At 61.8% G+C, this 13,571-nt stretch carries 11 protein-coding genes; 5 read left to right on the plus strand and 6 right to left on the minus strand.

The window, feature by feature from the left end; all coding sequences use genetic code 11:
* Positions 1–16: 16 nt before the first annotated feature.
* The 6 genes from D8U82_RS00740 to mreB form a co-directional block, all read right to left on the minus strand.
* Positions 17–3,820 carry a YhdP family protein gene (locus D8U82_RS00740; RefSeq protein ID WP_125927111.1) on the minus strand — a complete coding sequence of 1,268 codons (3,804 nt, stop codon included), beginning with the start codon at positions 3,818–3,820 and terminating at the stop codon, positions 17–19.
* Positions 3,821–3,895: 75 nt separating this feature from the next.
* Positions 3,896–5,353 (minus strand): ribonuclease G, encoded by a 1,458-nt coding sequence (gene rng, locus D8U82_RS00745; RefSeq protein ID WP_016771696.1) that lies wholly within the window; start codon positions 5,351–5,353, stop codon positions 3,896–3,898.
* Positions 5,354–5,411: 58 nt separating this feature from the next.
* Positions 5,412–6,008: a Maf family protein gene (locus D8U82_RS00750; protein ID WP_125927110.1), complete on the minus strand. Its 597-nt coding sequence runs from the start codon at positions 6,006–6,008 to the stop codon at positions 5,412–5,414.
* A gap of 37 nt (positions 6,009–6,045) precedes the next feature.
* Positions 6,046–6,537 carry a rod shape-determining protein MreD gene (gene mreD, locus D8U82_RS00755; RefSeq protein ID WP_024011608.1) on the minus strand — a complete coding sequence of 164 codons (492 nt, stop codon included), beginning with the start codon at positions 6,535–6,537 and terminating at the stop codon, positions 6,046–6,048.
* Positions 6,537–7,640 carry a rod shape-determining protein MreC gene (gene mreC, locus D8U82_RS00760; protein WP_083387093.1) on the minus strand — a complete coding sequence of 368 codons (1,104 nt, stop codon included), beginning with the start codon at positions 7,638–7,640 and terminating at the stop codon, positions 6,537–6,539. Before mreC ends, mreD begins: the two co-directional genes overlap by 1 nt.
* 140 nt (positions 7,641–7,780) lie before the next feature.
* Positions 7,781–8,818 (minus strand): rod shape-determining protein MreB, encoded by a 1,038-nt coding sequence (gene mreB / locus D8U82_RS00765; RefSeq protein WP_002555108.1) that lies wholly within the window; start codon positions 8,816–8,818, stop codon positions 7,781–7,783.
* Positions 8,819–9,029: 211 nt separating this feature from the next.
* Between mreB and gatC the strand changes: the two genes are divergently transcribed.
* The 5 genes from gatC to D8U82_RS00790 all read left to right on the plus strand — a co-directional run.
* Positions 9,030–9,317: an Asp-tRNA(Asn)/Glu-tRNA(Gln) amidotransferase subunit GatC gene (gatC, locus tag D8U82_RS00770; RefSeq protein WP_024011606.1), complete on the plus strand. Its 288-nt coding sequence runs from the start codon at positions 9,030–9,032 to the stop codon at positions 9,315–9,317.
* Positions 9,318–9,333: 16 nt separating this feature from the next.
* Positions 9,334–10,785: an Asp-tRNA(Asn)/Glu-tRNA(Gln) amidotransferase subunit GatA gene (gene gatA, locus D8U82_RS00775; protein ID WP_130901489.1), complete on the plus strand. Its 1,452-nt coding sequence runs from the start codon at positions 9,334–9,336 to the stop codon at positions 10,783–10,785.
* Between the two features lie 10 nt (positions 10,786–10,795).
* Positions 10,796–12,241 carry an Asp-tRNA(Asn)/Glu-tRNA(Gln) amidotransferase subunit GatB gene (gatB, locus tag D8U82_RS00780; protein WP_016771702.1) on the plus strand — a complete coding sequence of 482 codons (1,446 nt, stop codon included), beginning with the start codon at positions 10,796–10,798 and terminating at the stop codon, positions 12,239–12,241.
* A 218-nt stretch (positions 12,242–12,459) separates the two neighbouring features.
* A complete protein-coding gene (locus D8U82_RS00785; RefSeq protein ID WP_024011604.1) occupies positions 12,460–12,831 on the plus strand; it encodes a septal ring lytic transglycosylase RlpA family protein in 372 nt (123 codons plus the stop codon).
* 97 nt (positions 12,832–12,928) lie between these two features.
* The coding region (locus D8U82_RS00790) for a calcium/sodium antiporter (RefSeq protein WP_241668027.1) at positions 12,929–13,571 on the plus strand (643 nt) is incomplete at its 3' end.

Consider the following 13,571-nt stretch of genomic DNA (forward strand, 5'->3'; position numbering starts at 1 on the left):
TTCAAGGCCGGGCCGCTCAAAAAGGCTTGTCGAAGGTGATTTTTGGCTCTTTCCATGGGCCTTTGACGGTGTACTTGACGCTGGCGAAGCGCGCCACGCGGTCGCCGATCAGCTTGTCGATGAGGAACAGCGCGCCGCCGACCGCCGGTGCGCCAACAAGCAGCGCGGCGATCGGCAGGTTGTTGGTCACCGGCAAGGTCACCAGCAATTTCGCATCGACCTTGTCACCGACCAGATCCAGCGTGCCGTCCAGCTCAAGATTGCTCGAAGGCCCGGTCAGGCGAATCGGCTCGCGGGTAACGTAGACACCGTTGGTCGCCACCAGCAAACCTTTGACCCGGTCGTAGCTCAGGCCTTTGCCGAACAGGTCGGAGAAGTCCAGACGCAGACGCCGGCCGATCGAGTTGAAGTTGAGCAGGCCGAACACCCGCAGCGCCTGAGCACCACCTTCCACTTCAACGAACTGGCCCTTGTTCAGCGAGGCGTCGAGGGTGCCGGAGAAGCGCTTGGTCGCCAGCCACGCCGGCGAGCCCGGCCAACGTCCATCGACGTCCATATGGAATTCTTCGCTGGTCACGCTAGGCGCGAAGCCCCAGCCTTTGAGCACGTCGGCCAGATTCTTGCCGCCAATGCGGCCCTTGTACCAACTGCTGGTCGCCCCCGGCGCGCCTTCCCAGCCGCCGTTGCCTTGCAGCAGGATGCCCTTGAGGCCCATGTCGAGGTTGTTCAGGGCGATGCCCTTGGCGGTCGGCCGCACTTTCAGCGACCAGCCACCGACCAGATCGGGGCCGAGGAACAATTGATTGAGGGTGATATCCAGCGCCGGAATTTTCGTCGGATCGACCGACGCCAGTGGATCCGGCGCGTTCTCGTCAGCCTGCACCGCCGGGTCCGGCGCCGGAAGTTTCACGTATTGCAGATTCACCGCAATCGGCACGCCGTTGGCGTCCGGCAGGCTGGCCGTGCCCTTGGCCTGCTGACTATCGAGAGCGAGATTCCATGCGCCGGGCTTGCGATTGATCTGCACCGAGGCCTGATCCAGCGTGGTGCCGAGCGCGGTCAATTTGCCGACTTTGATGTCAGCGCTGCTGAGCAGTTGCTTGGCGCTGCCGCCCGGATCCCCGCCGGCGTATTTGTTGGCCAGATCCTGCCACGGCGCAACGTCCAGCTCTGACAGCACCCCACGAATGCGCAGACCCTTGGCGCCCGGCAACACCGCTTCGCCAGCGCCGAGAAACAGTTCGCCACGGCCATCGGCGAAATTGCTCGGCGGCGCGGCAAAGGTGAAATTGGCCAGTTGATCGTAATTGACCCAGTACCGCCGCTCCTGGCCTTGCAAGGTCATGCGGAATACCGTGTCGCGCCCGACATCGGCGGTCATGCCGAACGGCGCCGGCAGATCCACCGCCACGCCTTTGAGGCTGGAGCTGACCAGCAACTGGCTGTCGGCCCCGGAAAGATTCAGCTGCAACTGATAAGGAATCGTCCCGGACACCGGCAGCGGCTGGTTCACGCCCAGCCAGTCGGTGAGCTTTTTCACTTCGACCTGCCCCGACGCCGCAACCCGGGTCTTGATCTGGTTGGGGCTGCCATCCGCGAAGATCTGCGCAGTGACCGGTTTGTCGAAGGCCCGTGCAGAGATGTTCTGGCCGCTGAGGCCTTTATTGCTGTCGAAGCGGAAATCGCCCTTGAGCTGGCTCAGTTCCAGTTTCGGTTCGGCCAGTTTCAGCCGCGCGTTGGCGGTTTTGAAATCGACGAGGATTTTCGGTTGCTCGCCCTTGGCCAGCGGAATGTCCAGTTTGAGCTTGCCATTCAGATCACCAGCGCCCTCCCAACCGGCAAAGGTCTCGCCAGTGCCAATCGGCGCGTCCTGGAGAATCTTCAAGCCATCGCCCAGGCCACCGGCAAATGCGCCATCAAGAAACAAATGCGAGTTCTGCCCGGCCGGTACGTGAGGAATATTGACGAAGACATCGCTGACTTGGGTATCGAGCAACTGGCCCTTGCTAGCCCAGATGCGCACGCCGCTGTCCTCGATGAACACGTCACCGCTGACCTTGCTCACGTGCGGCCAGCCCGGCTGAAAGGCCAGTTCGGCGTCGTGCACTTTGAAGAACAAACTGATGCTGCGATCAGCCTCGCCGGCATTCTTGCTCAGCGAGCCCTGATACTGGAAGAAACCCTGATCCACTGCGCCTTTGAGGATCGCCGTGCGCAGCCACTCATCAAGCGCCGGGCTCAACACCGCCGGCAGGTATTTCGCGGTATAGCGACCGTCGCCATCGACCAGGCCGACGCGCAGGTCCATGTAGTCTTCCTGGCTATGGTCGAAGTGCAGGCGGATAAGGAAGTCGCCGGCAATCTTGCCCTCCTCGCCCAGCACCTTCAGGTACGGCGCAATCAAGGTGAAGCCATCCTTGTCGAGCTTCCACGTCAGCCGCGCATTGGCCTGCAGGTATTGCCATGGTTTGGCGAAAATCGGATCGAGGTGCAGGACGAAGTCCTTGCTGTCGAGGCGCAACTCACCGCCGTCCAGATTGCCGCTGAGGCTGCCACTGACATTCCGCACCGCCGGAGCGCCGTGGTAGGCATCAAAACCGACATTATCGAGGTTGGCGGCAAAGCCGAATTTGTTGCCATCGGCGGCGGTCGGACGGAAATCCAGCAGGACGTTGCGCAGGCCGCCGGTTACCTTCAAACGCTCGACCACTGTGGCGAAGCTTTGCGGCAACGGCCCCAGCGCATTGAGCAGCGGCGTGATCGGGGTCAGATCGAGGCGATCGGCCTGCAAATGCCAGAGCTCTTCAGCGTTGGCGCTGGCGCGAGTCTGCTGCACCTGCACATGGGATTCCCAACGGGTGTCGCCGAAGCTCATCGCCAGTGAATCAAGAGTGACCTTCGCGCCCTCGGCGGTGTTGCGGTAATAGGCGTTGAGCGCCAGATTGTTGATCTGGATTGGCTTGCGCTCGGCGTAGGCACCGGTCACTTGCGGCGCATTCAGGCGCAACGCGGCGCTTTGCAACGCGCCTTCGGCCCAATCGACCCAGAGTTCGCCGCCGGCCTTGATCTCGGAAAAATTCCATTGCTGGGTCAGGCGCTCGGGCAGCCATTTCGACCAGTCGCTTTGCGGCAGGCTGGCATAACCCTCGATGACGCTGTTCTGCCACTGATCAGGACGCAACTGGCTGCGCAGGCTCAGCGCCACAGGCTGGCCGTCGGGCAAGGTCAGACGCGCGTCGAGACGCTGGCGGCTGGCGCCGGTGCGCAGATTCAGACCGACATAGGTGAGCGTCATGGGCGGGTGGTCGAGCGGTTGCAGGGTCACCTGGCTATCGAGCACCGACAGTTGCCTGATCATCTGCGAGCGCTGGAACAATTGTGCCGGATCGAACGGTTGATCCTTCTGCACCGGCAGGCCTTCCAGCGCCCAGGTGCCGTCTTCGGCTTCCTTGAGGCTGATCTTCAAACCGTTGAGTTCGATATGCGCGAGACGGACTTCGCGGGCGAGCACGCTGCCCCACATATCCGGCACCACCCGCACGCGGTCGAGGCGCAGCGCGTTGGCACCGTCGCCGACCATCACGTCGTGGGCCAGCAGGATCGGTGCGAAACCGCTCCAGTTGCCTTCCAGCTCACCGATTTGCAAAGGCATGCCGAGGGCGGCACTGGCCTTGTCTTCGATGTCGGCGCGGTATTCGGCCACCAGTGGCGTCAGCTCGCGGCCGAGGCTGACGTACAACGCCATCAACACCAGAACCAACGCGCACAGGCCCAGCCCCCAGCGGGTGAGTGCGGCCAAAATGCGTGTCAGACGCTCCATGTCAGTTGGCTCCCATGGCAAAAATACTGCGAAAAGCTGAGGCCAGCCGCGTTGAATGAGTGGTGATGCAGGGCTTCAGAGCAGCACCACGTCATATTGTTCCTGGGAATACATGGTTTCCACCTGGAAACGTATGGTGCGACCGATAAAGCCTTCAAGCTCGGCGACGTTACCGGATTCTTCGTCAAGCAAGCGATCGACTACTTTCTGGTTGGCCAGCACCCGATAACCCTCGGCCTGATAGGCCCGCGCCTCGCGCAGAATCTCACGGAAGATCTCGTAACAGATGGTTTCGGCGGTCTTCAGTTTGCCGCGTCCCTGACAACTGCTGCACGGTTCGCACAACACCTGCTCAAGGCTTTCGCGGGTGCGCTTGCGGGTCATCTGCACCAGGCCCAGCTCGGTGATGCCGATGATGTTGGTCTTGGCGTGATCGCGCTCCAGCTGTTTCTCCAAAGTGCGCAGGACCTGACGCTGGTGCTCTTCATCTTCCATGTCGATGAAGTCGATGATGATGATCCCGCCGAGATTGCGCAGGCGCATCTGCCGGGCAATCGCCGTGGCCGCTTCGAGATTGGTCTTGAAAATGGTTTCTTCGAGATTGCGATGACCGACGAACGCCCCGGTGTTGACGTCGATGGTGGTCATGGCTTCCGCCGGATCGATCACCAGATAGCCGCCGGATTTCAGCGGTACCTTGCGCTCCAGCGCGCGTTGGATTTCGTCTTCGACTCCGTACAGATCGAAGATCGGCCGCTCGCCCGGATAGTGTTCCAGACGATCGGCGATTTCCGGCATCAGTTCGGCGACGAATTGCGTGGTTTTCTGGAAGGTTTCCCGCGAGTCGATGCGGATCTTCTCGATCTTCGGATTGACCAGATCACGCAGGGTGCGCAGGGCCAGGCCGAGGTCTTCGTAGATGACGCTGGGCGCGGCGATGGTCTTGATCTGCTCGTTGATCTGGTCCCAGAGGCGCCGCAGGTAACGGATGTCCATGAGGATTTCATCAGCGCCCGCGCCTTCAGCGGCTGTGCGCAGAATGAAACCGCCGGCCTCCTTGATGCCTTCTTTGGCCACGCAATCGCTGACCACCTGCTTGAGACGCTCGCGCTCGGCTTCGTCTTCGATCTTCAGGGAAATGCCGACGTGGGCGGTGCGCGGCATGTACACCAGATAACGCGAAGGAATCGACAGTTGCGTGGTCAGGCGTGCGCCTTTGGAGCCGATCGGGTCCTTGGTGACTTGCACCACCAGGCTCTGACCTTCGTGCACCAGCGAACTGATGCTTTCCACCGCCGGGCCTTCGCGCAGGGAGATTTCGGCGGCGTGAATGAAAGCTGCACGATCGAGGCCGATGTCGACAAATGCCGCCTGCATGCCCGGCAGTACGCGAACGATCTTGCCTTTATAGATGTTGCCGACGATCCCGCGTTTCTGCGTGCGCTCGACGTGGACTTCTTGCAGCACACCGTTTTCGACCACCGCCACGCGCGATTCCATCGGCGTGATGTTGATCAGAATCTCTTCACTCATGGCAGGATCTCGTTCAGGCATGTTCACGATAGTGGCCGCATCTGGATTCGTACGACGCTCAGGGCGTGTTCAGGTTTTGCCAACAGGGTATGCCGAAATGGCCCAACACCTCGCAGGTTTCGCACAACGGCAGGCCGACCACCGCCGAATAGCTGCCGTCGAGCCCGGCGACGAACACCGCACCCAGGCCTTGAATGCCATAGCCGCCGGCCTTGTCGCGCGGTTCGCCACTGGCCCAGTAGGCGCCGGCCTCTTCGCGGCTGATGCTGCGAAAACGCACGCGACTGCGCACCACCCGCGACTCGCAGCGCTCACCTTCAAGCACGGCGATGGCGGTCAGCACTTCGTGTTCGCTGCCGGACAACATCATCAGCATGGCGCATGCGTCGGCTTCGTCCACCGGTTTGCCAAGTATTTTGCCGTCGAGTACCACAGCGGTGTCGGCGCCAAGCACGCAGAACGGCTGGTCAGAGACGACCGAGCGGCGCCCGGCCTCAGCCTTGCCACGCGCGAGGCGCTCGACATAGGCCGATGGGGATTCTTCAGGAAGCGGGGTTTCGTCGATGTCCGCGCTGATGGCGGAGAACTGCACGCCGATCTGCGTGAGCAATTCACGGCGGCGCGGTGAGCCGGAGGCGAGGTAAAGCAGTTTCATCAAAACATCTCCCTGTTCAGTGCCCTGCTTCACCGGCTCAATAGATTCTGTAGCGTCGGCACATCCCGCGAAGGGCGAAGCTGACCCACGGCCAGAGCAAGGCACTGACCAGCGCCGGCAAGACCAGCGCCAGGGTTGGCTGACGGTTGCCGGTCAGAGCGCTGAGCCACAGTTGCGCCAATTGTGCGAGGCCGAAGATCACCAGGATCACCAGGCACTGCTGCCACATCGGGAACATGCGCAGGCGCTGCTGCAATGACAACACGAGGAAAGTAATCAGGGTCAGGATCAGCGCGTTCTGCCCGAGCAGGTCGCCCTGCAGGACATCTTCGGCCAGACCCAGACAGAACGCGGTGACCATGCCGACCGTGTGCGGCATGTACAGCGCCCAAAACGTCACGAGCAAGGCCAGCCACAGCGGGCGAAGGATTTCCATGAAGATCGGCAACGGCGAGACGCTGAGCAGGATACCGACGAAGAACGTCAGCCAGATCATCCAGCCATTTCCGGATTTTTTCGCGCCGACCATTATTCTCGTCCCCCGGTAGTCGCTGGCGGTTTCGCCGGTGGTTTGCTCGCGGCCGGCGGTTTGGCAGCGGCCGGAGCGGCAGCGGGCGGTTTGCTCGCGGCGGGCTTGGCTGGCGTGGCGGCAGGCGCTGCGGCTTCAGTGGCCGGCGCTGCGGTAGCGGTCGACGGCGTGGCAGGCATGATCAACGGTTTCGGCACGCTGGCAGGCAACATCGGGCCACCGCCGTGGGCATCAAGCTGTTCCTGCGCCTGGGCGGCGTCATTGGCGCGTTCCTCGGCAGTGCGGCTGTCGCTGAACACCAGCAGCAGATAGCGACTGCGGTTCAGGGCGGCTGTGGGCACGGCGCGGACGATAGCGAACGGTTGGCCGGAGTCGTGGATGACTTCCTTGACCGTGGCCACCGGATAACCGGCTGGAAAACGCTGGCCGAGACCGGAGCTGACCAGCAGATCGCCTTCCTTGATGTCCGCCGTGTCGGCGACATGACGCAATTCCAGGCGCTCCGGGTTGCCGGTGCCGCTGGCAATCGCGCGCAGACCGTTACGGTTCACCTGCACCGGAATGCTGTGGGTGGTGTCGGTCAGCAGCAGGACACGCGAGGTGTACGGCATCAATTCAACCACCTGGCCCATCAGCCCGCGTGCATCGAGCACCGGTTGGCCGAGCACCACGCCGTCGCGCTCACCTTTGTTGATGATGATGCGATGGGTGAAGGGGTTGGGATCCATGCCGATCAGCTCGGCCACTTCGACCTTTTCATTGACCAGCGCGGAGGAGTTGAGCAACTCGCGCAGCCGAACGTTCTGCTCGGTCAGGGCCGCGAGCTTTTGCATGCGTCCCTGCAACAGCAGGTTTTCGGTCTTGAGTTTTTCGTTTTCGGCGACGAGCTCGGTGCGGCTGCCGAACTGACTGGCGACCCCTTCCCACAAGCGGCCGGGCAGGTCAGTGATCCAGTAGGCATCCATGAGCACCAGCGACGCTTGCTTGCGCGCGGGCTTGAGCAGGTCGAAACGTGCATCGACCACCATCAGCGCGACCGCGAGCACGGCCAGCACCAACAGGCGCACGCCCAACGAAGGGCCTTTGGTGAAAAGCGGTTTAATAAGCCGCTCCTCCCAGGCAAATGTTCTGTTTATTCATACGGCATCAAACCGGCCTGGATGAAGACTGACAGAAGATAAACGCCAACAGGCAGCACTGCAAAGTGCTGCCTGTGCGTTCACCCACGTATTGCATTCGAAGCTTATTCGCTCGAAAGCAGATCCATGGTGTGCTTATCCATCATTTCCAGCGCACGGCCACCGCCGCGAGCAACGCAAGTCAGCGGATCTTCGGCAACGATCACCGGCAGACCGGTTTCCTGAGCCAGCAACTTGTCGAGGTCACGCAGCAGCGCGCCACCACCGGTCAGCACCAGGCCACGCTCGGCGATGTCGGAAGCCAGTTCCGGCGGCGATTGCTCCAGCGCGCTTTTCACCGCCTGAACGATGGTGGCCAGCGACTCTTGCAGAGCCTCGAGCACTTCGTTGGAGTTCAGGGTGAATGCGCGTGGAACGCCTTCGGCCAGGTTGCGACCGCGAACATCGACTTCGCGCACTTCGCCGCCCGGGTAGGCCGTACCGATTTCCTGCTTGATGCGTTCAGCGGTGGATTCACCGATCAGGCTGCCGTAGTTGCGGCGCACGTAGGTGATGATCGCTTCGTCGAAACGGTCGCCGCCGACACGTACGGATTCGGCGTAGACCACACCGTTCAGGGAGATCAGGGCGATCTCAGTGGTACCACCACCGATGTCCACGACCATCGAACCGCGCGCTTCTTCAACCGGCAGGCCGGCACCGATCGCAGCAGCCATCGGCTCTTCGATCAGGAACACTTCACGGGCACCGGCGCCAAGGGCCGATTCACGGATGGCGCGACGCTCAACCTGGGTGGACTTGCATGGAACGCAGATCAGCACACGAGGGCTGGGCTGCAGGAAACTGTTTTCGTGAACCTTGTTGATAAAGTACTGCAGCATCTTTTCGCAGACGCTGAAGTCGGCGATCACGCCATCCTTCATCGGACGAATGGCAGCAATGTTGCCCGGCGTACGGCCGAGCATGCGCTTGGCCTCGGTGCCGACAGCGACGACACTTTTCTGGTTACCGTGTGTCCGAATGGCCACAACCGATGGCTCATTCAGGACGATACCGCGCTCGCGCACGTAAATAAGGGTGTTGGCAGTGCCCAGGTCAATGGAAAGATCGCTGGAAAACATGCCACGCAGTTTCTTGAACATGGGAAAGGGACCCTAGGCAACGCGTGGGTAAAAAAGTGCGGCAAACTCTAACAACGACAGGGATTTTGGGCAAGGCGCCAATATGTTAAATTGGCCGCTTTTCTGTGCACCAAGCCCCACAATCGCGGCCTTATGACCGTAGAAGTGCGGTAGTGTTCCGACAATCTAACACACGGACGCCGTCCGTTCTGTTTTCCACTGGAGAATCCCGATGGCGCTAGAACGCTCCGACGTGGAAAAAATCGCGCATCTGGCCTGCCTTGGCCTCAACGATGCCGATCTTCCGCACATTACTTCCGCCCTCAACAGCATTCTCGGGCTGGTCGACGAAATGCAGGCCGTTGATACCGACGGTATCGAGCCGCTGGCCCACCCCCTGGAAGCCAGTCAGCGCCTGCGCGCCGACGTGGTGACCGAGACGAATAATCGCGAGGCCTACCAGTCCATCGCACCAGCGGTCGAAAACGGCCTGTATCTGGTTCCGAAAGTCATCGACTAAAGGGAAAGAGCCTGCAATGCATCAAATGACTCTGGCCGAGATCGCCCGCGGTCTCGCCGATAAAAAGTTTTCCTCCGAAGAGCTGACCAAAGTCCTGCTGGCGCGTATTACCCAGCTCGATCCGCAGCTCAACAGTTTCATCAGCCTCACCGAGGATCTGGCCATCGAGCAGGCGAAAGCCGCCGATGCACGCCGGGCCAACGGTGAGAGCGGCGCCCTGCTCGGCGCGCCGATCGCCCACAAGGATCTGTTCTGCACCCAGGGCATCCGCACCAGCTGCGGCTCGAAGATGCTCGACAACTTCAAAGCCCCGTATGACGCCACTGTCGTTGCGAAACTGGCCGCTGCCGGCGCCGTGACCCTGGGCAAGACCAACATGGACGAATTCGCCATGGGTTCGGCCAACGAGTCGAGCTGGTACGGCGCAGTGAAAAACCCGTGGAACCTGGAACACGTGCCGGGCGGTTCGTCCGGCGGCTCGGCGGCGGCGGTTGCTGCTCGTTTGTTGCCAGCGGCCACGGCCACCGACACCGGCGGTTCGATCCGCCAGCCGGCGGCGTTCACCAACCTCACCGGCCTGAAGCCGACCTACGGTCGCGTTTCGCGCTGGGGCATGATCGCTTACGCCTCCAGCCTCGATCAGGGCGGCCCGTTGGCGCGCACGGCCGAAGATTGCGCGATTCTGCTGCAAGGCATGGCCGGCTTCGACCCGAACGATTCCACCAGCATCGATAAGCCGGTTCCGGATTACTCCGCCAGCCTCGGCGAGTCGCTGCAAGGCCTGCGCATCGGCGTGCCGAAGGAATACTTCAGCGCCGGTCTCGACCCGCGCATTGCCGAGCTGATCCAGAACAGCATCCAGCAGTTGCAGAAGCTCGGTGCGGTGATCAAGGAAATCAGCCTGCCGAACATGCAGCACGCCATTCCGGCCTACTACGTGATCGCCCCGGCAGAAGCGTCTTCCAACCTGTCGCGTTTCGACGGCGTGCGTTTCGGCCATCGCTGCGAGAACCCGGAAAACCTCATCGACCTGTACAAACGCTCCCGTGGCGAAGGCTTCGGCGCGGAAGTACAGCGCCGGATCATGGTCGGTGCCTACGCGCTGTCCGCCGGTTACTACGACGCCTACTACCTGAAAGCGCAGAAGATCCGTCGTCTGGTGAAAAACGATTTCATGGCTGCGTTCAATGAAGTCGACATCATCCTCGGCCCGACCACGCCGAACCCGGCCTGGAAGCTTGGCGCGAAGAACAGCGACCCGGTCGCAGCCTATCTGGAAGACGTCTACACCATCACCGCCAACCTCGCCGGCCTGCCGGGCCTGTCGATGCCGGCCGGTTTTGTCGACGGTCTGCCGGTGGGCGTGCAGTTGCTCGCGCCGTATTTCCAGGAAGGCCGCCTGTTGAACGTTGCCCACCAGTATCAGCTCAACACTGACTGGCACACCCGCACCCCAACCGGCTTCTGAGGAGACACACATGCAATGGGAAGTCGTGATCGGGCTGGAGATTCACACTCAGCTCACCACCCGGTCGAAAATTTTTTCCGGTAGTTCCACCACGTTCGGTTCCGAACCGAACACCCAGGCCAGCCTGATCGATCTGGGCATGCCCGGCGTGCTGCCGGTGCTCAACCAGGAAGCGGTGCGCATGGCGGTGATGTTCGGTCTGGCGATTGACGCCGAGATCGGCCAGCACAACGTGTTCGCCCGCAAGAACTACTTCTACCCGGATCTGCCGAAGGGCTACCAGATCAGCCAGATGGAATTGCCGATTGTTGGCAAGGGCCACCTGGACATCGCCCTCGAGGATGGCACGGTCAAACGCGTCGGCATCACCCGTGCGCACCTGGAAGAAGATGCCGGCAAGAGCCTGCACGAAGAATTCAACGGTGCCACCGGCATCGACCTGAACCGTGCCGGCACGCCGCTGCTGGAAATCGTTTCCGAGCCGGACATGCGCAGCGCCAAGGAAGCCGTGGCTTACGTCAAAGCGATCCACGCGCTGGTGCGCTACCTGGGCATCTGCGACGGCAACATGGCCGAAGGCTCGCTGCGTTGCGACTGCAACGTCTCGGTACGGCCGAAAGGCCAGGTCGAGTTCGGCACTCGCTGCGAGATCAAGAACGTCAACTCGTTCCGCTTCATCGAGAAGGCGATCAACTCGGAAATCCAGCGCCAGATCGAGCTGATCGAAGACGGCGGCAAAGTGATCCAGCAGACCCGCCTGTACGATCCGAACAAGGACGAGACCCGTCCGATGCGTTCGAAAGAGGAAGCCAACGACTACCGTTACTTCCCCGATCCGGACCTGCTGCCGGTGGTCATCGAAGAGTCGTTCCTCGGTGAAGTGCGTGCCACCCTGCCGGAACTGCCACCGCAAAAGCGCGAGCGCTTCCAGAGCCAGTTCGGTCTGTCGGCCTACGACGCCAACGTGCTGGCCACCAGCCGCGAGCAGGCGGACTACTTCGAGAAAGTCGCGGCCATCGGTGGCGACGCGAAACTGGCGGCGAACTGGGTGATGGTCGAGTTGGGCAGCCTGCTCAACAAGCAAGGCCTGGACATCGAGGATTCGCCGGTTTCCGCCGAGCAACTGGGCGGCATGCTGCAGCGCATCAAGGACAACACCATCTCCGGCAAGATCGCCAAGGTGGTGTTCGAAGCGATGGCCAACGGCGAAGGCAGTGCTGACGAGATCATCGAGAAGCGCGGCCTCAAGCAAGTCACCGACACCGGCGCGATCTCCGCCGTGCTCGATGAAATGCTCGCGGCCAACGCCGAACAGGTCGAACAGTACCGCGCGGCAGACGAAGCCAAACGCGGCAAGATGTTCGGCTTCTTCGTCGGCCAGGCCATGAAAGCCTCGAAAGGCAAGGCCAACCCGCAGCAGGTGAACGAATTGCTGAAAAGCAAGCTCGAAGGCTGACCACCAATGGAGCCAGATCCAAAGCCTGGCTCCATCCCCTGTGGAAGGGACCTGTGGCGAGGGGATTTATCCCCGTTGGGCCGCGAAGCGGCCCCAATTGCTGAGCTTGATTTGCACCAGATAAACCGAGTTCTCAGTTTTGGGACTGCTGCGCAGTCCAACGGGGATAAATCCCCTCGCCACAGGTCACTCCTACATTTGATCCGGGATACCTTTGAATGAAGCGTCTGTTGCTGAGCAGCGCCCTGCTCTCCCTGCTGGCCGGTTGCGCCAGTACCGACACCATCGACCCGCACGGTTACGACCAGACCGGCGTCGCCTCCTACTATGGAGCCAAACATCACGGTAAACGCACCGCCAGCGGCGAAGCGTTCAACCAGCATTCCCTGACCGCCGCCCACCGCCAGTTACCGTTCGGCACGCGGGTGAAGGTCACCAACCTGAAAAACGATGAATCAGTCGTGGTCCGCATCAATGACCGTGGCCCGCACACCCGTGGCCGGCTGATCGATCTGTCACGCGAGGCCGCCGATGAGATCGGCATGCTGCGCAGCGGCACCGCACGGGTTCGCGTGCAGGCCCTCGACTGATGGAGCGCTGACCATTTTCGGACTAGCCGATCTGCCGCTGATCAACGTCATCGAATTGCTCAGCGGCCTGGTTCTTTTGCTCATCGGCGCCGAGCTGATGGTGCGCGCCGCCGTGCGTCTGGCCGAGCGCCTGCGCGTGCGTCCGTTGATCATCGGTCTGACCATCGTCGCCCTCGGCAGCAGCGCGCCGCAGATGACCGTGAGCCTGCAAGCGGCGCTGACCGACAACCCGGACATCGCCGTCGGCAGCGTGGTCGGCAGCGGCATCTTCAACATCCTCGTAACCCTTGGCCTGTCGGCGTTGATCATCCCGCTGCGCGTGTCGCGGCAATTGGTGCGCCTCGATATCCCGCTGATGATCGGCGCCAGCCTGCTGGTATTCATCCTCGCCTGGAATAAAGACCTCGGACGTTTCGACGGTGTCCTGCTGCTCGGGGCCTTGGCGCTGTACCTTGGCTTGTTGTTCCGCCAGTCGCGACACTCGACGCGACCTCATACAGAACGACCCACCGAAACGCAGCAATCCTGGCTGATCAGTGTGCTGATGATTCTCGCTGGCCTGGCCATGCTGGTATTCGCCGGGCGTTTGCTGCTCGGCGCCGCCGTGGTCGTGGCCACCGACCTGGGCCTGTCCGAACGGGTCATCGGCCTGACCGTGGTCGCGGTCGGCACTTCGCTGCCGGAGCTGGCGACTTCGCTGATCGCTGCGTTGCGCGGGCAGCGCGACATTGCCGTGGGCA

The sequence above is a fragment of the Pseudomonas sp. Sample_23 genome (assembly GCF_004307595.1).
Lineage (GTDB): Bacteria > Pseudomonadota > Gammaproteobacteria > Pseudomonadales > Pseudomonadaceae > Aquipseudomonas > Aquipseudomonas atacamensis.

Excerpts from the sequence above, each read along its gene's own strand:
- gatA (WP_130901489.1), top strand. The coding sequence starts at position 9,334 with ATGCATCAAATGACTCTGGCCGAGATCGCCCGCGGTCTCGCCGATAAA.
- rng (WP_016771696.1), bottom strand. The coding sequence starts at position 5,353 with ATGAGTGAAGAGATTCTGATCAACATCACGCCGATGGAATCGCGCGTG.
- mreB (WP_002555108.1), bottom strand. The coding sequence starts at position 8,818 with ATGTTCAAGAAACTGCGTGGCATGTTTTCCAGCGATCTTTCCATTGAC.
- D8U82_RS00750 (WP_125927110.1), bottom strand. The coding sequence starts at position 6,008 with ATGAAACTGCTTTACCTCGCCTCCGGCTCACCGCGCCGCCGTGAATTG.
- D8U82_RS00740 (WP_125927111.1), bottom strand. The coding sequence starts at position 3,820 with ATGGAGCGTCTGACACGCATTTTGGCCGCACTCACCCGCTGGGGGCTG.
- D8U82_RS00785 (WP_024011604.1), top strand. The coding sequence starts at position 12,460 with ATGAAGCGTCTGTTGCTGAGCAGCGCCCTGCTCTCCCTGCTGGCCGGT.
- gatB (WP_016771702.1), top strand. The coding sequence starts at position 10,796 with ATGCAATGGGAAGTCGTGATCGGGCTGGAGATTCACACTCAGCTCACC.
- gatC (WP_024011606.1), top strand. The coding sequence starts at position 9,030 with ATGGCGCTAGAACGCTCCGACGTGGAAAAAATCGCGCATCTGGCCTGC.
- mreD (WP_024011608.1), bottom strand. The coding sequence starts at position 6,537 with ATGGTCGGCGCGAAAAAATCCGGAAATGGCTGGATGATCTGGCTGACG.